This is a genomic window from Rummeliibacillus sp. G93, from assembly GCF_023515935.1.
Classification (GTDB): domain Bacteria; phylum Bacillota; class Bacilli; order Bacillales_A; family Planococcaceae; genus Rummeliibacillus; species Rummeliibacillus stabekisii.
Window position 1 is genome coordinate 152,026 of record NZ_CP097314.1, and the last position, 20,670, is coordinate 172,695.

General features: G+C 37.9%; 20 protein-coding genes. 14 read left to right on the top strand and 6 right to left on the bottom strand.

From position 1 onward, the window contains the following. Positions 1 to 176 precede the first annotated feature (176 nt). The 10 genes from M2M59_RS00835 (at position 177) to M2M59_RS00875 (ending at position 9,398) form a co-directional block, all read left to right on the top strand. Entirely contained in the window at positions 177 to 614 is a 438-nt protein-coding gene (locus M2M59_RS00835; protein ID WP_147195674.1) for a hypothetical protein, read from the top strand. An 85-nt stretch (positions 615 to 699) separates the two neighbouring features. Beyond that, positions 700 to 1,182 (top strand): hypothetical protein, encoded by a 483-nt coding sequence (locus M2M59_RS00840; protein ID WP_147195671.1) that lies wholly within the window; start codon positions 700 to 702, stop codon positions 1,180 to 1,182. Positions 1,183 to 1,280: 98 nt separating this feature from the next. Continuing rightward, positions 1,281 to 2,402, top strand: coding sequence for a sensor histidine kinase (locus tag M2M59_RS00845; RefSeq protein WP_244946669.1), 1,122 nt, complete (start codon positions 1,281 to 1,283; stop codon positions 2,400 to 2,402). Positions 2,403 to 2,598: 196 nt separating this feature from the next. Next, positions 2,599 to 3,087, top strand: a complete 489-nt coding sequence (locus M2M59_RS00850; RefSeq protein WP_249775177.1) for a PaaI family thioesterase — start codon at positions 2,599 to 2,601, stop codon at positions 3,085 to 3,087. A gap of 38 nt (positions 3,088 to 3,125) precedes the next feature. Next, positions 3,126 to 3,494 (top strand): helix-turn-helix domain-containing protein, encoded by a 369-nt coding sequence (locus M2M59_RS00855; protein ID WP_066791447.1) that lies wholly within the window; start codon positions 3,126 to 3,128, stop codon positions 3,492 to 3,494. Between the two features lie 97 nt (positions 3,495 to 3,591). After that, entirely contained in the window at positions 3,592 to 3,942 is a 351-nt protein-coding gene (locus M2M59_RS00860; RefSeq protein ID WP_147195667.1) for a cupin domain-containing protein, read from the top strand. Between the two features lie 509 nt (positions 3,943 to 4,451). Further along, a complete protein-coding gene (locus tag M2M59_RS00865; RefSeq protein WP_249775178.1) occupies positions 4,452 to 5,222 on the top strand; it encodes a 3D domain-containing protein in 771 nt (256 codons plus the stop codon). A gap of 153 nt (positions 5,223 to 5,375) precedes the next feature. Beyond that, positions 5,376 to 7,910: a bifunctional lysylphosphatidylglycerol flippase/synthetase MprF gene (gene mprF, locus M2M59_RS00870; protein WP_256467895.1), complete on the top strand. Its 2,535-nt coding sequence runs from the start codon at positions 5,376 to 5,378 to the stop codon at positions 7,908 to 7,910. Positions 7,911 to 8,027: 117 nt separating this feature from the next. Beyond that, entirely contained in the window at positions 8,028 to 8,162 is a 135-nt protein-coding gene (locus M2M59_RS16425; protein ID WP_255475973.1) for a hypothetical protein, read from the top strand. A gap of 126 nt (positions 8,163 to 8,288) precedes the next feature. Beyond that, complete coding sequence (locus tag M2M59_RS00875; RefSeq protein WP_147195661.1) at positions 8,289 to 9,398, top strand: amidohydrolase; 1,110 nt, start codon at positions 8,289 to 8,291, stop codon at positions 9,396 to 9,398. A 41-nt stretch (positions 9,399 to 9,439) separates the two neighbouring features. Here the strand turns inward: M2M59_RS00875 and M2M59_RS00880 are convergent, their stop codons facing one another. Continuing rightward, positions 9,440 to 10,684 (bottom strand): hypothetical protein, encoded by a 1,245-nt coding sequence (locus M2M59_RS00880; RefSeq protein ID WP_249775180.1) that lies wholly within the window; start codon positions 10,682 to 10,684, stop codon positions 9,440 to 9,442. 92 nt (positions 10,685 to 10,776) lie between these two features. Here M2M59_RS00880 and M2M59_RS00885 point away from each other — a divergent pair, with 92 nt between their 5' ends. Further along, the gene (locus M2M59_RS00885) at positions 10,777 to 11,907 is read left to right on the top strand and encodes a mandelate racemase/muconate lactonizing enzyme family protein (RefSeq protein WP_147195657.1); all 1,131 of its coding nucleotides are present in this window, start codon (positions 10,777 to 10,779) and stop codon (positions 11,905 to 11,907) included. Then, positions 11,900 to 12,580: a GNAT family N-acetyltransferase gene (locus M2M59_RS00890; protein ID WP_249775181.1), complete on the top strand. Its 681-nt coding sequence runs from the start codon at positions 11,900 to 11,902 to the stop codon at positions 12,578 to 12,580. The genes M2M59_RS00885 and M2M59_RS00890 overlap by 8 nt, the downstream gene beginning before the upstream one ends. 42 nt (positions 12,581 to 12,622) lie before the next feature. Here the strand turns inward: M2M59_RS00890 and M2M59_RS00895 are convergent, their stop codons facing one another. The 4 genes from M2M59_RS00895 to pepT all read right to left on the bottom strand — a co-directional run bounded on the left by M2M59_RS00895 (position 12,623) and on the right by pepT (position 16,676). Continuing rightward, positions 12,623 to 12,832, bottom strand: coding sequence for a hypothetical protein (locus M2M59_RS00895; RefSeq protein WP_066791465.1), 210 nt, complete (start codon positions 12,830 to 12,832; stop codon positions 12,623 to 12,625). A 47-nt stretch (positions 12,833 to 12,879) separates the two neighbouring features. Continuing rightward, positions 12,880 to 14,130 (bottom strand): Nramp family divalent metal transporter, encoded by a 1,251-nt coding sequence (locus tag M2M59_RS00900; protein WP_249775959.1) that lies wholly within the window; start codon positions 14,128 to 14,130, stop codon positions 12,880 to 12,882. A 305-nt stretch (positions 14,131 to 14,435) separates the two neighbouring features. Continuing rightward, the gene (locus M2M59_RS00905; protein ID WP_249775182.1) at positions 14,436 to 15,431 is read right to left on the bottom strand and encodes a DMT family transporter; all 996 of its coding nucleotides are present in this window, start codon (positions 15,429 to 15,431) and stop codon (positions 14,436 to 14,438) included. Between the two features lie 18 nt (positions 15,432 to 15,449). After that, entirely contained in the window at positions 15,450 to 16,676 is a 1,227-nt protein-coding gene (gene pepT / locus M2M59_RS00910) for a peptidase T (RefSeq protein WP_249775183.1), read from the bottom strand. Positions 16,677 to 16,864: 188 nt separating this feature from the next. On the opposite strand from pepT, the gene M2M59_RS00915 reads away from it, so the two are divergent. Beyond that, a complete protein-coding gene (locus M2M59_RS00915; RefSeq protein WP_249775184.1) occupies positions 16,865 to 17,155 on the top strand; it encodes a hypothetical protein in 291 nt (96 codons plus the stop codon). A gap of 74 nt (positions 17,156 to 17,229) precedes the next feature. On the opposite strand, the gene M2M59_RS00920 is transcribed toward M2M59_RS00915, so the two are convergent. Continuing rightward, positions 17,230 to 18,798 carry an FAD-dependent oxidoreductase gene (locus M2M59_RS00920; protein ID WP_249775185.1) on the bottom strand — a complete coding sequence of 523 codons (1,569 nt, stop codon included), beginning with the start codon at positions 18,796 to 18,798 and terminating at the stop codon, positions 17,230 to 17,232. Positions 18,799 to 18,970: 172 nt separating this feature from the next. On the opposite strand from M2M59_RS00920, the gene M2M59_RS00925 reads away from it, so the two are divergent. Next, a complete protein-coding gene (locus M2M59_RS00925; RefSeq protein WP_249775186.1) occupies positions 18,971 to 20,659 on the top strand; it encodes a hypothetical protein in 1,689 nt (562 codons plus the stop codon). The last annotated feature ends 11 nt before the right edge of the window (positions 20,660 to 20,670 follow it).

Genomic DNA, 20,670 nt, shown 5'->3' on the forward strand with positions numbered 1-20,670 from the left:
TCTTTATTTTGTATTTACATATTCGCTGTTATTCGTATATTTCATTATGAATGAACTCATATTTATCTATTTGAAAACTATTACAATAAAGAAGTTTCACCTTTTTGTTGATTGCATGTCTAGTCAATTTCTATTAAGGTAAAAGTAATAAATAGATAGAAAAGGAAGCAGAAGATATGCTGTATTCAACTGGCGTTTTTATCCATGTATTAAGTGCAATATTATCAATCGGCCCATTCTTTGTCCTTTTACCTATGCTTAAGAAAATGAAGACTGCTCTAATACATGAAGAAATGGTTGCCTATGTAGCAACGTTCCAGATAGCCATTCGTGTCGTGAAGCATGCGGGCCATGTTTTAATCATATCAGGAATATACTTGCTCTGGCGTAGTGGTTATTCGATTGCAACGCCATTTATAGCCGCTACAATTGGACTTTTGGTTGTATCGCTCTTTTTTCTAGCGAAAGCATTCAAACCGACAATGCGCACGTTTAATACTCCAGAATATGACCAACAACAATTTGTTGGTAAGCTAAAAAGAGCTACATGGATCTACGTAATTCTATTAACCTTAATGCTATGGTTCATGGTGACAAAACCTGTTTTATGGTGATTCATCGATGGCTCGATGAATCAATAGAAGAATTACTAATAATCCTACTTCTATAATGTGAGATTAATGAAAATAGGTGGAAAATATGAGATTAATGAGAATCGCTCTGATCCTGCTTGCTGTTATTCTGATCTTCTTCGGATGGACAGCATATAAAGAAAAAGGACAGAAGGAGCGCATCAATGAAATTATTAATAAACAGCAATATGTTAATGAAATAGAAGTAAAAGATCCTAACAAAGGTAAAATCATTTGGACCACAAAGTCTGAAGCAAACCAATTCAAAGAGCAATACCCTTTAAGCCATATTGAAAACCTCAAAAAAGAAGATCGAAATCAATTTGCTGAAAAACCGGATTATACTATTATTTATAAAGCAAAAGGCAAAGAACTATACAAGGTGGAGATCCTTCATCTTTTAGATAATAATAAAGTTAGCAAAGAAATGAATTCTTTTGTATTCCATGCGAATGATGAAGAATATATTATTTATTGGGCAGAACAGCAAAAAGTATTCGAGCAATCGTCTAATACACAAAAATTGCTTGAACGTATTCAGAAAAAGTAAATGCTTAGTAGATGCATTGTAAGATAAATAATTGCCCAAGAAATAATCCATATGAGTAAATGTTATAATAGAAGGAGTTTAAGACAAGGAGTGTTCCTGTGACAAAGTGGTATAGTGTTTTCCCTAAAAATCCAATTCTTAGCGGATTGGCGTGGCTCTGCCTTTGTTTTATTCCATTCTATATGATTTTTGATACATCACAAAAGCTAGAAAGCTCTATTGCAATTGCTATTCTACTTTTATATCTTATCTGTTTTCGGTTTGCCTATACTGCGACGAATGGACTTCTTTATTTGTGGATAGCTTTTGGCATGGCCATTAATGCGGTAATGACCGTTTTATTTGGATATATCTATTTTGCATTCTTCACGGCGTTTTCAATCGGCAAAATTCATCATACGGTAGGATTTTATATCATGTATGGTTTGCATATTGCGTTGACGGTAGGCTCTGTTATTGGCGGCTTCTTTATAGAAACAGATGTATTCATTCAAGAACTTCCTCTTATTGTCGTTATCTTGTTTAGTGCAATAATGGGTCCCTTCTATTTATATAGCGAAAGTAAAAGCAAGAGGCTCCAAGGTGCGCTACAGACGGCTAATGCTAGGATTTCTGAGTTGAGTATATATGAAGAGAGGCAGCGGATTGCAAGAGACCTGCATGATACATTAGGACAAAAACTATCTATGATTGGTTTGAAAAGCGATTTGGCTGTACGTTTAGTGCAAAAGGATCCCAATGCGGCGATTCAGGAATTGAATGATATACGTCAAACATCCTCTATTGCATTGAAAGAGGTTCGTGAAATGGTCTCCAACATGAAAAATGTAAAACTGCAGGAGGAAATGCAACACGTCCAGCAAATCTTAAAAGCTGCGGATATTAGACTAAAAGTGGAAGGTAATCCTCAGTTTGATGCTATACCAACGATGTTAAGCAATTCGTTAAGCATGTGTCTGAAGGAAGCAGTAAATAATATTGTACGACATAGTCAAGCAACAGAATGCTCAGTCGCTATTAGTCAAACTTCAGATATGATTGAGTTGGTTGTAAAAGATAATGGAATTGGCATTAAAAAAGGTGTAAAGAGAAATACAGGTAATGGGTTAAACGGTTTAAAGGAACGTGTGGAGTTTGTGAATGGCGAGTTAGAGGTCAAAGATAATGATGGTACATTTATAAAAATCACTGTGCCTATTGTTAGGCCGCCAACAGAATAGCTCAAGTATCACATGAGATACTTGAGCTATTTAACATACATATGACTGAAATGTGAGTTTTATTTATTCAACTAGTCAAAAACATTAAAAATTTTCTTTTTAAAGATAAAATTCATGAAAAAGAAAAGGATATATTGTTTTAATGTCGAATTGTAAATAGTGAGAAAATTAAAAAATATAAAGGGGTTGGGTGGAAATGAATCAAGAAGATCAAAGAGCGATACAAGATGATTACCCAGATGACTTTGCTTGGTGCTATGGATGCGGACGTAATAATAATGAAGGAATTCATGTAAAGACATATTGGGAGGGTGACCAAACGGTTTCTTCTGTTCTTCCGGATAAAAAGTATACAGCTTTACCAGGCTTTGTGTACGGGGGTTTTTTAGCTTCATTTGTGGACTGCCATGGCACTGGTTCGGCATCATTAGCGTTGCATCGAAAAAAAGGCCATCAACCGGGCGACGGTGTCGAAGCGCCTCGTTTTGTCACAGCTTCTTTGCATGTTGATTATTTAAAACCCACACCTCAAGGTATTACCTTAAAGGCAACTTCACAAGTGGAAGAAATCCATCCGAAAAAATTCAGGGTGAAAACCCAAATTCACGCAGGCGACCAACATGTGGCGAACGGAGAAGTAGTAGCAGTCGTAATGCCAGATACTTTTATAAAAGATAAAGATTAATATAAAAAGAAAACTTCATAATAGAGGGGAAGAGAAAAATGTTTAATCCACAAGACTTCGGAGAAAAATTAAAAGAATTGCGTATTCATAATGGGTACTCCATGCTGTCGTTAGGAAAAGCAATCGGCACATCTGCAAGCCGTATTAAAAGCTGGGAGATGGGCGAAAGTGTACCTTCCGCAAGCTGGATTGTGAAGCTGAGCAATATATTGCAAGTATCAGCAGATGAATTGTTGTTAAATATGCTTGAGGAACATGCACCTAAAGCAGATAAGCCATTTCCTAAAAAGAGGAACGTCATTTTAAATGATTTGAATATATTGCTGCATGAGCTAGATAAAAAAGATCTGTGGGAACTCTATACACTAGCTGAGTTAAAGGCTATGCAAAAAGAAGTAACACTATAACTTGATCTTACTCTAAAAATGCTGTGTTTAAGTTATGTCCCTGTGAATCTTCTATTAAAGAACTTTCTTCTTATATAACTATTTCTGGAGGGCTTGAATGGAAATATACCAGTTCAGAAAAGATGTTGGTAAAAAAAACACAAAATTCGACTCAGATTTTATTCTGTCACGTGTTGCACAAACCCAGAGCTTATCTCAAATTGTGTGTATGTATCTTGAGGAGAATGGTAAGATTGGATATCATCAAGCTGTTGTACCTCAGTTATTTTTAGTTGTAAACGGTGAAGGTGTTGTTCGGGGGAATTCAGAGGAAGAGATAAGGGTTAATAGTGGAGATGCTGTCTTTTGGAATAAGGGAGAATGGCACGAAACCAAAACCGAAACAGGATTAACGGCTATCGTGATAGAGTGTGAAGCATTAGACATTTCATCATTAATAGCTCTATAGAAAGATAGCTGACGAGTATTTTAAAAGAGCGGGAGTAAAGAAGGGGTGGCAGTTACCACTCCTTTTTCTTTTGTATTTTAAAAGAAAAAGGGTAGTTTATTGGATATTTATAGAAATTAATACTTCACCTTAAATATAAAAGGATGTATTCTTCAACTTTCTTTGTAATATTTCAGCGTAAAATGCTTCGTTTTTCATCAATTTTGCCTCATTTTAACCCAATTTCAAATAATATTTTATATTTTTTCTATGTTTTTATCTGTTCCTTCATTTTTATAAGTTGAATTAACAGTATTTTAACCCTCTTTTTTCCATGATCTTTCATCCTATACATGCCAACTATTCGACGTATAATTTTAAAAAAATTAAATTGTTCATGTATAAATAGTCAGATAATTGGGAAAGAATGTAACACGATTGTTACAGCGCCAACATCTTTTAGCAATAGTTATGACATATGGGCGTGGTAAAGTTATTCGTGTTAGTACAAAGGAGGTCGTTTTTGAACGATGAAAAAATATTTAATTGCACTAGCAGGTGTATTCGCATTAGGAACTGCAGCTTTAACTACTCAAGCGTCAGCTGCTAGTTACAAAGTGGAAAAAGGAGATACACTTTGGAGCATCTCACAAGATGAAGACGTATCCGTAAAGGATCTAAAAAAGTTGAACAATCTATCTTCTGATATTATTGTTCCAAAACAAAAATTAAATACTGGTAAGAATGAAGAAAAGTCATATAAAATAAAAAAAGGCGACACATTATATAAAATCGCAACTGAAAAAGGTGTTTCTGTTGGAGATTTAAAAGCAATTAATGGACTTGCCGGAGATACTATTTATGTGGGACAAACTCTTGCATTAACTGGAGAAAAAGCAAAAGTAGAAGCTGCCTCTACACAACAAGTAGAACCAAAAGCAGCTAACACTGTTGCAGCAGCTCCAGCAAAACCTGCTGCCCAACAACAACCAGCTACACAACCATCATCAGGTAAAACAATGACTGTGACAGCAACAGCATATACACCTAATTGTGCTGGTTGTTCTGGTGTAACTGCCACAGGCGTTAATGTAAAAGCAAATCCACATATGAAACTAATCGCAGTTGACCCAAGTGTCATTCCGCTTGGTTCAAAAGTGTGGGTTGAAGGATATGGTACAGCTATTGCAGCCGATACAGGTGGCGCAATTAAGGGACACAAAATTGACCTATTAATGCCAAACAATAGCCAAGCGAATAGCTGGGGCGTACGTACAGTAACAATAAAAGTATTGAATTAGTATTCAAATTCAACAATAGGTAATCAAAGAAAACGTTCGTAATGCAACCCGCATTATGAGCGTTTTTTTTTTAGATGGTTTACAATAGGGGTATCAAAAAACGGATGGGTGTAGATCAAAATTAATAAGACTAAACTTCTCCAATGGGTTAAAGTGGTTTTGCCAATATTATTAATGGTTTTTGCCATTCATGAGATCGCTAAAATTATAGGGAATGTAGATCGCCATGAAATAGCTGTTCAAATAGAAAATTTAGATATTCGAACAGTTGCTTTTACTGCCTTGTTATCTCTAGTGCTCGTTTTTCCTATGTTCTTTTATGATTACTTTATTGTTAAAAAGCTAAAATTGAATAGACCATTACGAAAATTAATGAAAGAGTCACTAATTATTAATTCATTCTCGAATTTAATAGGATTTGGTGGGTTAGTCGGCGTTTTGCTGCGTACGCACTATTTCAAGAAGAAAGAAGTTGACAACACCTCTTTCTTTAAAACGATTGCCTCGGTCACGCTCTTTTATTTGGCGGGCCTTTCCCTGTTTACTTGGATATTGCCTTTATTCTACTGGGATTTTCCTCTTTTCAAAGAGCATAAAATCGTTGTTTTTGCAGCAGGTTTAATTGGTTTATATTTACCTTTTCTCATTATTAAAGCTATCATACAGTTACTTTCAAAGAAGACAACCAAAAAGCACGTACTATCTGATGTATTACTGGTTTGCGTTTCAACCTTAGAGTGGCTCGGTGCTTTTACTTTTATTGTCGTGCTTATCCATCTTTTAAAAATACCAATCAGTATAGAATCTGTTATTCCTATCTTTGTTGTTGCGTCATGTGCCGGCATTGTCAGTATGATTCCTGGAGGGCTAGGTTCATTTGATTTGGTTTTTATATGGGGAGCCCAAGCTTTTCAAATACCGGAAGAATCGATTCTAATCTTATTGCTCTTTTATCGAGTAGGCTATTATGTTATTCCTTTTTTGGCAGGGCTGCTACTCTTTGTACGAGAGTTGTGGGGAAAGTTCAATGTAAGCTTTAATGCCATTCCAAGGTTTTTCCTTGAAAAAACCAGCCATATACTTGCCACAGCGTTTGTATTCCTAGCTGGACTTATTTTGCTGGTATCTTCTGTAGCGCCGAGAGCTATAGAAAGCATTCGCTATGCAAAGGAGCTAATGTCTTTTCCAATAGTCAATATTTCTCACCAATTGGCGGTGGCGACAGGCTTTGTGCTGCTGGCATTATCAAACGGCATATCGTATAAAGACAAAAATTCATATCGCATGACAGTGTTTGTATTGTTATTCGCTTCAGCACTTTTTATTGTGAAAGGTATCCAGTATAAGCAGGCCTTATTTATGTTGTTTGTAGCTGGGCTTTTGTTTTTGTCACGGGGCCGCTTCTATCGAGAGAGCTACATTGTAACGTGGGGTAGAAGCATATTAAATACTTTCATTATTTTGGCTATTTTACTGCTTTATATTGTTATTGGATTATTCGCATATCCAACGATAAAATATTCAATGCCGCAAAAGCTACAACCATTTTTTATCACAGATTCTAGCGATTTATGGAAAAGTGCTTTTATGGGTTTGATTGTTGTACTTATTGTAGTAGTCTGCGAAGTGTCACTGCGCAAATTAACGCAGTTTAAAAAAATATCTTCGCGCGAATATGAAGAAGAAATCTTTATCCACCTGAATAAATATGGAGGAAAAGAGTTATCGCATCTCATTTTCTTGCATGATAAGTATGTCTATTGGAATTCGAAAAAGACGGTCCTCTTTCCTTATCAGGTAGTCGCAAATAAACTAGTTGTGCTGGGCGATTTAGTTGGAGAGAAAACAGATTTCAGAGAAGCCATTGAAGAATTTATCACGTTTGCTGACCGGTATGGTTATACGCCCATTTTCTATGAAGTAAGTGATTCATTCGTCCCTTACTTGCATGGTTTTGGCTATCTTTTCTTTAAGTTCGGGGATGAAGGGTATATTGATTTAAAAACGCCATTACCCGACTCAAATGGGTTGCGGAAGATAGAAGACACATTTAAGAAGAAGGGGTGCCATTTTGAAATATGGCCTCCACCTCATTCAGAGGATGAACTGAAGCAGCTTCGCCAAATATCAGATGAATGGTTAAATAATCGTAAAGAAAAAGGCTTTTCGCTAGGCTATTTCAATGAATCGTATCTCCAATATACGCCGGTTGCTGTTGTAAAAAGAAATCAACATGAAATTGTAGCCTTCGCAAATTTAATTCCGCTTTATGACCAAGAGCAGACAGTTACAATCGACTTAATACGTTTTAAAAAAGACTTTTTGCCTGAGCATATTTTAGACTACTTATTTTTAAATATCTTTCTGGCAAGTGAACAACAAGAATTTAAGCGTATAAATGTGGGGATGACACCTCTTTCGCATGTAGGAATTTCACGATTTGCCGGTATAAGCGAAAAAATCGCAACGCGCATTGTTGTTGAAGGTGAGGGCTATTATAGTTCTCCAGCCATCCAGCGTATTAAAGAGACATATATTAACGAGTGGGAAACTAAATATGTTGCCTATCGCAAAAAGACATCATTGCCTTTTACTATTCTGCAAATCATGATGTTAATAGGTGATAATAATTTTTCAAATATGAGAATGCAAGTAACCGAAGTGAAGCAATCAAGAAAGAGAACATAGCATTTTGCGCTATGTTCTCTTTTTTCTTATTTTCTTATTTTAAATACTTGATTATAAATTGTATCTATTGTAAGATATAAAAAATCAGAAAATTCAACTAAAATAAGGAGTGTACAGATGAATCCATCTAGATTTGAAACGTATTTATTAGACGAAGAAAAGGAAGAGACAATGGAAAGTACTACAAACGAAGAAATGATTCCTCTTGAAGAACTAACACAGTTTCCTGCAGGTTTTTTCAGCGAATTATAATCAATACAACATGCCTACGCAGCCAAATCTATGGCTGTTTTTTTATTTGTAATCTAATCCGAAAAGGATAATGGCTTTGAAAACATTGGCTAATGCAGTATGATGAAAAAACGAGGTGATGGATAAATGGCAATTGATGAACAAATTTTAGAATGGTTTCATTACTTTCATGAACATCCAGAGGTGAGTTGGAAGGAACATGGAACTACCCGAAAAATTAGTAGTATTTTAGATGAATTACATATCCCTTACCGGGAATTTAAGGATATTCCTGGGCTTGTAGCTGAGATAGGCGAAGGAGACGAAGTAGTGGCAGTACGTGCAGATATTGATGCACTGTGGCAAGAGGTAGATGGTGAATGGAGAGCAAACCACTCTTGCGGCCATGATGCCAATATCTCAATGGTGCTCGGTGCATTGTTGCATTTAAAAGATGCCCCGTTACAGCACAAAGTACGTTTTATCTTCCAGCCTGCTGAAGAACAGGGAAACGGAGCGGTTGCTGCTTATGAACATGGCGCAGTAGATGATGTGTCACATCTCTTCGGCGTACATTTGCGCCCAATCGAAGAATTAGCATTAGGTATGGCATCACCTGCAATTCACCATGGCTCTGCAATCTTTTTAGAAGGCGAAATAAGAGGGGTTGATGCACATGGTGCTCGCCCACATCAAGGAAATAATGCAATTGATGTAATTATGGCGATTCATCAAATGGCAAAAAATATTTACATATCGCCATTTGAACCTCATTCTGTAAAGCTGACGAAAATGATAGCAGATGGCGGAAGTATAAATATCATTCCTGGTTCAGCAAGTTTTTCAATGGATATTCGAGCACAAAAGAATACGGTGCTGGAAGAAATCCAAGAAAAAGTAGAGCATGGATTGGCTAGCTTAGCTAAGCAATTCAACATTTCGTTGAATTGGAAATGGATTGACTTCACGCCAGGCGCAGAAGTGTCTAACGAAGCTGCAGATATGGCGGAAGCAGCAATTGTCGAAGCATTGGGTACAGAACATTTGGCACCACATGTCATTACACCTGGCAGTGATGATTTCCACTTTTATACGATTAAAAAACCAGAATTAAAGGCAACCATGATTGGTATTGGTGCTGACCTTGCACCAGGTTTACACCATCCACACATGTCGTTTAATCATAAAGCTCTATTCGACGGGGCGAAGGTGCTCGCAACTGTATTAGAGAAAAAAACTCAGAGCATTAACTTATAAAAAAGACCGGTTTGACATTATGCCAAACCGGTCTAATCTTATTAGGAATACGTAGAAAAATTAAGTTCATAAACAGCACGCGGTCTCCCTTGCTGATATAGCATTTCTTCACCTACCACGACAGCATAGCCATGGTCCACTAGCTTTTTTAAAATCCTTTCCGTTGTTCTTCGTGTGACCTGCAGGTAATCCGTCAAATCCTGTGCTGTGAACTGAAGGGACTTCCTAGATGTACTGAAGGCCATGATTTTTGAAATGTTTTGCGGACTTAGCTTTGTTTCTTTCGCCATTTGGAGCACATAAGGATCCTTTGTCTTGAGTGATAGCTTTATCATTTCAGGATGAGGATATTGAATAAGTTCCTTTTCCTCATTCATGATTAGTATGGTATTATGCTCTGCAAATTGTAGTGCTTGCCTAGCATTTTGCTTTGCTTCTCGAATAGATGTTCCATAGCCAAAGGTAAGCTTTGCTGTAGTTGAGCTTGAATGGAATGCCTGTTCAAGCAAGCTGTACTGAAGAGCGTTGTAAAGATGTCCATACGTTGTAAATACTTCGAAATGATAGTCATCAATCTTTTGGTATGTAGCATGAATAGTAGATGTGATTTGCTGTAAGAGCAATTGCTTTTCCTTTTCTTGCTCTTTGAATGCTATAATGCCCACTACAGCTTTTGCTGATTCAGATTTCAGCATTTTGGAAAGTGACTTGGTTTGTTTCAAATGTTGGATGATTGTACTGTTCGGATCCTGCATACGGATGGCTGGTATACCTGCTGAAACTAGATCATCATATATTTGATGTATACTTGTAATAATGAATTTTGCTTTTCCTTTATGCCATAATTGTTGATGTGCTTCTTTAATTTGTTCAAATGATGATTCCAGCTCAATTTCCTGTATAAAAGGCGGTTCGCCAGAATAATGAATATCATTTAACACATGGCGGACATCTTTTGCATTCATGACATCAATAGAAATTTCAGAAATGGGTACTCTATAGTTAGACAGAACAGAGAGAAGAGATGTTGAAATAGCTGCTTCATCCTGTTTTAAATACGTCCAGGGAATAGGCCAGTCATGCAGCAATGGTTTAGCATATAAGTAAGGAAGAGTGCCTGATAACAATAAGGCATCACAAGGTTTAACTTGTTTCATTAGATTGGGTGTTTCATTTGGCGCCTGATAGATGTAAAATTCTAATTGGATATTAGATACTTCTTGAGCAATCGATTCTAACCTTTCACGAAAGGCAGAGGAACAAATCACAGCAATTTTAATGGGCATTGTACCGGTTCCTTTCTTTTTGCCTATTTAGCGACAGTTTAACGACAATATATCAAGGAGTCAAATAAATGTAAAGGGAAAGGGAGAAAAAAATGAAAATCACGAAAATAGATATTTATGCTATACATTTACCGTTAATCGAGCCATTTGTTATCAGCTATGATACATACGATACAATGCCATCCATTATCACTAAAATCACAACTGATGAAGGGATTGTCGGTTACGGAGAAGCAGTGCCAGATGAGCATGTAACAGGTGAAACATGGGAAGGTGCCTATATGATGTTGAAACATCAATTAGCACCAGCTGTCATTGGCCAAGATCCGCTTTGCTTTGAAAAGATCCATGATCTTATGGACAAGACGGTATATCTTGCACCTGCTGCTAAAGCTGCCATTGATATTGCTTGCTTTGATATTGCAGGAAAAAAACTGCAAGTGCCTGTTTATCAACTTATTGGTGGGCGCTATCATGAGAAGTTTCCTATCACTCACGTTTTAAGTATCGGCTCGCCTGAGAAAATGGCACAAGAAGCAGCAGAACGCGTAGAAATGGGCTATCATTCCTTCAAAATGAAGGTCGGTACGGAAGTGATGAAGGATGTAGAGCGCATTAAAGCGGTTCGCGAGCGAGTAGGCGATGCTATTGATATCCGTGTCGATGTCAACCAAGGCTGGCATAATGCGGCCACAACACTTAAAGGATTACGAGCGCTTCGCAAGATGAATTTAGATTGGCTTGAACAACCGGTCGATGCAGATGATATAGATGCCATGGTCGAGGTAAAAGCAAAAAGCGATGTTCCCTTGATGATTGATGAAGGTTTGCATGGAATGAAAGAAATGCGTGAAATTATAGCTAAACGCGCAGCAGACAAAGTGAATATCAAGTTGATGAAATGTGGAGGCATTTATCCAGCTATGAAGCTTGCCCATATGGCAGAAATGGCGGGGATTGAGTGCCAAATTGGCTCCATGGTTGAATCTTCGGTCGGTTCTGCGGCTGGCTTCCATGTTGCTTTTTCGAAGAAAGTCTTTAAAAGCGTGGAATTGACAGGTCCGCTTAAGTTTTCAAAGGATATCGGTAACCTGCACTATGACGTGCCATTCATTTCCTTAAATGAAAAAAGCGGTTTAGGTGTAGATGTAGATGAAAGCATCATCAAAGAGCTCTGCCAATTTTCATGTAGTGTCGATGGAAAGGAAGAGGGCAATGAATGATATTGCAAAAGGAACGATTGGCGGGAATGTGTATCATGCAAGCATTTTAACTGCTGACCATTTGCCGGCAATCATGGTTTTGCAAGAAGAAGTAATTGGAGCGTTAACAGATCGTGATTCTCTGCAACCACTAAGCGAAGAAGAGATTATCCACATTTTTAACGGAAATGGCCTCATGATCGGTATTTTTATTGCTGATGAATTAATCGCTTTTCGTGCTGTGCTTTTGCCGGAGGTTGATGAGGAACATTTAGGACTAGACTGTGGTATTCCACAAGAACAGCTTTCACGTGTGCTTTATCAGGAAATTTCTAATGTCTCACCTCGTTATCGTGGATTAGGTCTACAAAAGAAAATGGCGTCTATTATTATGGATCAAATTGATTTAAGCCTTTACGATTATGTATGTGCAACAGTCAAACCTCTCAATATCCCTAGCTTAAAAGATAAATTCTCGCAGGGATTCCATGTGGCTGGATTGAAGGAAAAGTACGGTGGCAAACTGCGCTACATTTTTTTAAAAAACCTAAAAGAAAATGTTCCGAGCTTTACTCAAGAACAGGAAACGGCGATGACAGATACTTTAGGACAACAGCGGTTAATTAAGGCAGGATTTATTGGAACACATATGCTTCAAAGAGACGGTCAGTGGATTGTTGTCTATAGAAAGTAAAAAAAGCAAGCGGAGAACTATTCTCTGCTTGCTCTTCTATTCTCAGGATGTCCAGGATCCATTGTATTTGTCATCAAGCTCTTCTTCTTTTAACTCAAGTGCTTGTGATTCTGCTGGAATAGGATCTACTGTCTGCATATCTTCATGCAAATCATAGATACTAATGTTCTCGGAATCCAGCATGTCTGGCCGATCTTTATAGGGAAGATCAACAAATATTTTTTTGTTTTCAGGTAACGAATCCTTTTTCATTGCACACACCTACCTTTTGTAGGTTAGTGTGTGTGCGTTGCATATTATTATGCACCCATGAATGTTTCATAGAGTAGATAAAGGTTTAATAATACGACAATGGCTGCAACGATCCAACCGATAAAAGTAGTGATTTTATGATTTACAAGGCCACCCATTATTTTTTTATCACTTGTGAACTTAATGAGTGGTATAAGTGCGAATGCAATACCAAAGGACAAGATAACCTGGCTCCATACTAAAGCCTTGGTGGCGTTTGCGCCGAACCCAATAATTAATAATGGCGGCAACATCGTAATAAAGCGTCTTAGATAAATTGGTATATGCTTCTTAATAAAGCCTTGCATTACCACGTCTCCAGAGAGTGTACCGACGGAGGAGCTAGCGAGCCCTGCGATTAATAAACCTAAGCCGAATGAAATGGCAGCTGTTGGCCCAAGCATGTCATGGAGCGAGTTGAAGGCTACATCCAAGTCTTCAACATTCATTCCTTTAGTATGGAATACGGCTGCTGCAATGATAAGCATACTCATATTAATTGCCCCGGCAATAATCATAGCAATCACAATATCAATGAATTCAAATTTAAAGATCTTTCGTTTTTGTTCATCATCTTTTCCAACCACGCGATGCTGTGTTAGAGACGAATGTAAATAAATAGCATGTGGCATAACAGTAGCGCCTAGTATGCCGGTAGCCAGAAGAATCGAATTAACTCCGTCAAACTTAGGAATGAATCCTGCTGCTAACGCTCCTCCACTTGGATGGGCAAGGAATGTTTGAAAGGCAAATGCTAATACAACCATCATGACCATCGCTGAAACACCTGCTTCAAAAGCTCTTACGCCGCGTCGTTGTAATTCAAGGATGGCGAATGAACCTACTGCTGTAATAAGTGCAGCTGGCAACATAGGTATATCAAATAATAAATATAAGCCAAGCGCAGCCCCGATAAATTCTGCTAAGTCAGTAGCCATAATAACAAGCTCAGCTTGAATCCATAACAGTATAGAAGTAGATTTTTTAAATTTTTCCCGTGCAATTTCCGGCAAGTTTTTCCCTGTAGCAATTCCTAATTTAGCTGAGAGAGATTGAATTAAGACAGCCATTAGATTTGAAAAAGCAATGACCCATAAAAGAAGATAGCCATATTCAGATCCTGCGGTAATATTCGTAGCGAAGTTGCCTGGGTCAATATAGGCGACAGCCGCTATAAAAGCAGGCCCTAGAAAAGGCAAAATATTTCTGATGCCATGGGATTTGCCATTTAATACATCATCGGCGGTCGGGAAAGCCATTTTTGTTTTTCTGTTTCTCATATTTTTCCCCTTCACTTAAAATTGTTGTTGTAGAAATAAAGTTTCCCTAAGGCAAATTTTATAGTGTAAAGTGTACCTTACATTTAATGAAAAGTAAAGCCTGGATTCTTTTCTATTTTAGAAAGATTCCATTTAATCTGTGTAGGCATTTACCTGGATTCATAGAATTTTTTTGAATGGTCACTAAACAATATTCAATTGCCACTTGTTGATTATTATAAACATTGTCATGTTTACCAATAAAAAAGCCCAAAGGAATCCTGTTTCCTTTGGGCTTGAGTCTATTACGCTCTTAATTTTGGTTTTTGCTCATGTTTAGCATTTGCCGCCTGTACTAGAATATTTTCTTTTTTCTTTAATAGCATCGTATAGTAGCTATGCAGTGACATACCAATGATAATGGCGATTATCCCAAACAGCGCAAGTGGGGTGGGGAGCGGAATACCTAAGAGCAAAATTTCTCCAATGATGACGAATATAATCTCTGTTGATTGAGTTGCTTCGACAGCCGCTAGCTTGCCTTGGTCATGATGAACGCGGTCAGTCGCAATAAAAAATAGCACAGTCGCAATGACCCCTGAGCTGATGCCGACAATCAATGACTGAATCAACTGGCTCATAGATGGAAGGCCAACTGTAAATAGTGCATAGACGGCCATTACAATCCAAGCGGGCATAGAAGCGATCGTCATTCCCAGCACACGTTGGAACGTATCTAGTCTTCCCTGGCAAAGATCCATCATCTTACGGTTGCCAAGTGGATAGGCAAATGCCGCAACGATAACCGGGAGTATGCTCAACAATAACTGTGATGTAGAGATATTTTGACTACTAGGTATTTGAATTAAAATAATGCCTATCACGATAATGCTTGAGATAAGAAGTGAAGTGACGGGGACCTTTTGACGTATGGGACGCCCGTCAATATAATTCACTAAGAATGGCGCAAGCAGCACCCCTGCTATGATTGTAAACTGCCATGTACCGGACACAAGCCACCCTGGCCCATATGCAGCGGCGAATGTAAGCGGAGCATAAAAAAGAACAAAGCCGACAAAGCTCCAGCCTAACCATGGTAAGGGCTTTGCTTTCATTTCTTTCGTAAGAACGGGCATGCCTTTGCGAGCAGACACGATGATCAAGAGAAAAGGGAGCATGAAGAAATAGCGCAAAGACGAACTCCACAGAAAACTCCCGCCTTCTAATTCCATCGAATGATTTAATATAAAGGTCACGGCAAAAAATAAAGAAGCCAAAATACCAAGTGCTATTTCTTTCATCTCTCCACCTCTTTTCAATTATGCTTTTTGTTCAAATAATTGGACAATCTCGATAATGACATTTGTTGCTTTGACCATAGTTTCTGCAGATACATATTCAAATTTACCGTGCATATTTTCTCCACCTGCAAAGATATTAGGTGTTGGGAGTCCCATGTATGATAACTGAGAACCATCAGTACCACCACGGACAGGGGAGATTAATGGCTTGATGTCCAAGTTTTTCATTGCTTTCTCTGCGATATCTACAATCTCTTTTACAGGCAAGATTTTTTCTGCCATATTGTAGTATTGATCATTCATTTCTACGGTAATAGCTTCTTCGCCGTATTCTGCTTGGATTTTCTTCTCCGCGTCTTTCATAGAAGCTTTCTTCATTTCAAATGCTTCGCGGTCATGGTCTCGAATAATATATGAAAGAGTAGTATTTTCTACATCTCCATCAAAACGCATTAAATGAATAAAGCCTTCACGATCCTCTGTTTTTTCAGGAACAGCCTCTTTTGGCATCAATTCTTGGAATTTAATCGCCATAGTAATCGCGTTGACCATTTTATCTTTAGCTGAACCTGGGTGTACACTTGTACCGCGTGTTTTAACTTTAACGCCTGCTGCATTGAAGCTTTCATATTGAAGCTCGCCTAATGGGCCGCCGTCCATTGTATAAGCGTAAGTCGCATTGAAGCGTTCTACGTCAAACTTATGCGGGCCACGGCCAATTTCCTCGTCAGGTGTAAAGCCGACACGGATCTTGCCATGTTTGATTTCCGGATGTTGAATGAGATATTCCATAGCTGTCATGATTTCGACAATACCAGCTTTGTCATCAGCACCAAGTAATGTAGTGCCGTCTGTTGTAATTAATGTTTGGCCAACATAGTTTGATAGCTCAGGTGAATTTTTTGGTGAAAGGACAACCTTTTCATTTAATTGAATATCGCCGCCATCATAGTTGTCATGACGTTGCGGATTCACATTCGTACCTGTATAATCTGTCGCTGTGTCCACATGTGCTAAAAATCCGATGGTGGGAATTTCTTTTTCTGTGTTGGCAGGCAATGTAGCAAACAAGTAGCCAAACTCATCCACTGATACTTCTTCCATACCGATTTCCTTTAATTCGCTTTCTAATACACGAAGTAAATCCCACTGTTTTTCAGTAGATGGTGTAGTTGGGCTTTCTTCGTTTGATTGTGTATCAATTTTGGCATAGCGAATCAATCGCTCAATAACTGTTTCTTTCATTGTGTGAATCCTCCTTAAATTTTAAGCATTGCTATAATTCTAACACTTTCTTTAGTTGTGCGAAATATTTTCAGAAAAGAGGAGAGAGAAAATAATTGAAATAGTTAGCTATACTAACTTTATATAAGCATAATAGAAGGTTACAATAATTAACAAATAGATTCATGAACATAAGGAGAGGGTGTAAAGTGAAAGATAAGATTATTGCATTATATGGTATACCAGTTGGATTTTTATTATTAGGTTTTTTATTTCTCATAATAGGGGCTAATGGAGAAGGGTTGGCGAGTTTTTTTTCTAGGCCACCTGGTGCGATGGAATGGTCAATTTCTAATAATGCTATCAAAGCTTTTAATTTTGTTCCCACAGCTTTAGGAATTACTTTTTTGATTTTGTTTGTTAGCACCTTTTCAATTTCATTTTATACATGGCAAAAGAATGTGTTGAGGGATATCGATAATGAAACAGAAAAGGGATAGCAAACAGCTATCCCTTGATTTTTAATTAACAAATTTCGTATGGAGATAAAACTCGTAGTTTGCGATTTTTTCTTTTAGTAACCTGAATTCTTCGAGGTGAAGTTATCAAATAAAGTATGGTCATCACGTGACAATGGTTTTTCAGCTGGCCCTTCAATTACTTCGCCGGTATAAGTGAATCTGGAACCATGGCAAGGGCAATCCCATGATCGTTGGCCATTGTTCCATTCAACCTCGCATCCTAAGTGAGTACAGGTTGTATCTACAATATGCAATTTTCCTTCTGTATCCCTATAAGCGCCTTTTCGTTGGCCGTTGATCGTGATAACGCCGCCTTCATCTTTCTTTATATCTTCTAACGATTTAGTAGTTATGCCAAATTTCCCTTTCATAAACTGCCCAGCAACATTTACATTTTGAGCTAAGAGATTTTTTAAGCTTGGATTTGCATAAAATCGTGATGGAGAATATAAGTCCTGATACTTACTTCCTTTATTTACAATGACATCACGGAATAGAAGGGCAGCAGCTGTTCCGTTCGTCATTCCCCACTTTCTAAAACCTGTGGCAATTAATATATTAGGATCATTGCTTGTGAGATTACCGATATAAGGCAACTTATCTAGTGTTATTAAGTCCTGAGCAGTCCATCGGTAGACGATACTTTCAAGCCCAAGAGCATGTTCCGTAAAGTCTTCTAATGCTTTGTAGCGTTCTAGTATGTCCCCGCCTTGACCGGTTTTATGGTCCTCACCAAGAACAAGCACGTATTCCTCGTCGTTAATGGTTGCTGAGCGCAGAGAACGTGATGGCATCTCAGCGCTAATATACATACCGCCCGGATATTTGTTCTTTACTTTTGTAGCAAGTACATACGAGCTACTTGCATGCATTCTTGCTGAGTAGAGTCCCATGCCCTCATAAAAAGGGAAGTGGGTGCAAATAAGCACATGTTTAGCTGTAATGCTATGATTCTCGCGGGTTAAAACCTTTGGCTGTTCCTTTGTCTCTATGTTGACAGCTGTTGTATTTTCAAAGATTTGGCCGCCTTTTTCTGTAATGTGTTGTAGAAGATGTGCCAAGTACTTTAATGGATGAAATTGTGCCTGGTCTTTCATTACAATCCCGTTCTGTATATCGATATTAAAAGGAATGCTATTCACCAATTCGCCATTGATGCCAAGCTTTTCATAAGCCTCAGCTTCTTTCTTTACTTTCATTGCATATTCTTCCGTGACCGCATAAACGTAGGCATCCTGTTTAGAGAAATCACAATCAATGCGATGCTCACTAATTGTATTTTCGATGAAATGCAGTGCTTCTGCATTTGCTTCATAATAAAGCTTTGCCTTACTCTCACCGATATTCCTGATAAATTCATCATAAATTAAACCATGCTGAGCTGAGATTTTTGCAGTTGTATTCCCTGTGGTTCCATTGAGCACATGGTCTGCCTCGATTATAGCAACCTTTAAACCTTCGTTAACTAATAGAAAAGCAGAAGTAAGCCCGGCGATACCACCACCTACTATAACGACATCAACATTAATGTCTTCTTCTAAACGCGGAAATGTGGGCAACTTTACAGAGTCTATCCAATAAGATTGAGTGTTTTCTGGAAGCTTTCCATATTTTTCTGGCATTATTTATCCTCCAATTACCTTTTTTAAAATAATTCCCGAATTGGAGGATAATTATACCAATCTAGTTGAACTATTTAATGATGCTGGAACTCCATATCCTCAAGCATATAAATTCTTTGAAACTTTCATTCATCCCAACCGTATTTATAGGATAAGAAAGGATGAGTAATACATGACACTAACTCTTACGATGTCAGCGTTGATCGGTTTGATCGCAATGGTTTTGGTAACGCCGCTTGCAAGTAAGACAGCAGAGGGCGATCGTAAAACATCGTTTAAATTAAAATTTGGCTTATTTATTTTTATTGTAGGAACATTAATCTCGAGCATTGTCTTCTATGTAACTAAAATAGATCAAAATTGGTCTATAATTTGGCCTGTTATTTTAGTTCTTGCTATCATTGGTCTTTTATTATCTACAGGCATGGAACGTAAAATAAAAGGTTTAATCGCTTTTGCTAGTTTAATTTATTTTGGTTATCTTTTAGCTGCTCCCGTTTTTAACGCCAATCAAAAATTTGAGTCGGCGGATATGGATCACAAAGTGGAAATGAAAGCGTTTGATGACACGAAAACACCTGCAAGTGTTCCACCAAAATTCGCACGAAATAAGATGAAGAAGGCCTTCAGCCAAGTGCCAAATCCTAGCTATTATGAATTAGGAGATTTGCAGATCCAAAAAGTAGCGGGCGAATATGTTTATATTGCACCCGTTGAGTTTTCTGACTTTTTCAAATGGATGAAGGGGAAAGTTTCGCCAGGGTATCTCATCATGAGTGCAACCGATTCATCTAACAATCCAAAGTTCGTTAAATCAGAAATGGTTTATACAGCTTCTGGCTATTTTAACAATAATGTCGAACGCCATATGAGACTTGCTAATCCAAAAGAAATTTTTTATGGCGATCCACAATTGGAAGTAGACGATGACGGCAAGCCATATTATATCAGAACGTATGGAAAATTCATTTCTGCGCGTAATGGCTTTGATCCAAAGGGCATTGTTATGGTAGATGTAAAAACAGGCGCTTCTAAAACGTATACATTAGATAAAATACCTGCCTTTATTGACGGAGCGATCTCTCCCGAAGCAGTAAGCCGACAAAATGAATATTTCGGCAAATATGTGCATGGTTTTTGGAATAGTCTAGTCGGCAAGAAAGATGTGAAATTGCCATCAGATGAAGGGACAGAAGCGAATGTCAGCCCTGTCTTTGATGAGAATGGAACAATGTTTTACTTCACTGATTTTAGAAGTCCGAAAAAAGGCGTAGATTCTATGCTTGGCTACTCTTTAACAGACGCGCGTACAGGTCATGCAACGTACTATACAGGCAATAAAGAAGAATCCTATATGGATTCGCAGGGTGCTATTCAAATCATTGAAAAAAAATTCATCGAGAAAAAATGGCGTGCTTCTATGCCGATTATCTACAATTTTTACGGTGAAGCTAGCTGGCTTGTGCCAGTATTAGATTCCAATGGCTTCCTACAAAATTACTCGATTGTGTCTGCAGCAAGGCCTGAACTTTCAGTATCTGCTGCAACTCCAAATGAAGCACTACGGCAATATAAAACAATTATCTCCCGAATTGGCAACAGTTCGCTAAAAGGAACATCTGCAGCAGAAGAAAAAGAAACTCAAGGAAAAGTAGTCCGCGTTTATAAAGAAAAGAATGGGGATTTCACAACTGTTTCCTTCTTGCTAGATAATAAAGAAAATTATATTGTGAGTTCAGAAGTGGCTCCTCTCGCAGTCTATCTGAAAGAAGGCGACACGGTGAAGCTGAAATATGTGAATTCAAGCGAAGTCTTTTTACCAGTAAAAGAAATGGTTATAGAGGGAATCGAAGAAAAATAATTAAAAAAGCT

Bases quoted from the DNA above. Each gene is read 5' to 3' on its own strand.
- M2M59_RS00835 (WP_147195674.1), top strand. From the start codon at position 177: ATGCTGTATTCAACTGGCGTTTTTATCCATGTATTAAGTGCAATATTA.
- M2M59_RS00840 (WP_147195671.1), top strand. From the start codon at position 700: ATGAGATTAATGAGAATCGCTCTGATCCTGCTTGCTGTTATTCTGATC.
- M2M59_RS00850 (WP_249775177.1), top strand. From the start codon at position 2,599: ATGAATCAAGAAGATCAAAGAGCGATACAAGATGATTACCCAGATGAC.
- M2M59_RS00855 (WP_066791447.1), top strand. From the start codon at position 3,126: ATGTTTAATCCACAAGACTTCGGAGAAAAATTAAAAGAATTGCGTATT.
- M2M59_RS00860 (WP_147195667.1), top strand. From the start codon at position 3,592: ATGGAAATATACCAGTTCAGAAAAGATGTTGGTAAAAAAAACACAAAA.
- M2M59_RS00865 (WP_249775178.1), top strand. From the start codon at position 4,452: ATGAAAAAATATTTAATTGCACTAGCAGGTGTATTCGCATTAGGAACT.
- M2M59_RS16425 (WP_255475973.1), top strand. From the start codon at position 8,028: ATGAATCCATCTAGATTTGAAACGTATTTATTAGACGAAGAAAAGGAA.
- M2M59_RS00875 (WP_147195661.1), top strand. From the start codon at position 8,289: ATGGCAATTGATGAACAAATTTTAGAATGGTTTCATTACTTTCATGAA.
- M2M59_RS00880 (WP_249775180.1), bottom strand. From the start codon at position 10,684: ATGCCCATTAAAATTGCTGTGATTTGTTCCTCTGCCTTTCGTGAAAGG.
- M2M59_RS00885 (WP_147195657.1), top strand. From the start codon at position 10,777: ATGAAAATCACGAAAATAGATATTTATGCTATACATTTACCGTTAATC.
- M2M59_RS00890 (WP_249775181.1), top strand. From the start codon at position 11,900: ATGAATGATATTGCAAAAGGAACGATTGGCGGGAATGTGTATCATGCA.
- M2M59_RS00895 (WP_066791465.1), bottom strand. From the start codon at position 12,832: ATGAAAAAGGATTCGTTACCTGAAAACAAAAAAATATTTGTTGATCTT.
- M2M59_RS00900 (WP_249775959.1), bottom strand. From the start codon at position 14,130: ATGGCTTTCCCGACCGCCGATGATGTATTAAATGGCAAATCCCATGGC.
- M2M59_RS00905 (WP_249775182.1), bottom strand. From the start codon at position 15,431: ATGAAAGAAATAGCACTTGGTATTTTGGCTTCTTTATTTTTTGCCGTG.
- pepT (WP_249775183.1), bottom strand. From the start codon at position 16,676: ATGAAAGAAACAGTTATTGAGCGATTGATTCGCTATGCCAAAATTGAT.
- M2M59_RS00920 (WP_249775185.1), bottom strand. From the start codon at position 18,798: ATGCCAGAAAAATATGGAAAGCTTCCAGAAAACACTCAATCTTATTGG.
- M2M59_RS00925 (WP_249775186.1), top strand. From the start codon at position 18,971: ATGACACTAACTCTTACGATGTCAGCGTTGATCGGTTTGATCGCAATG.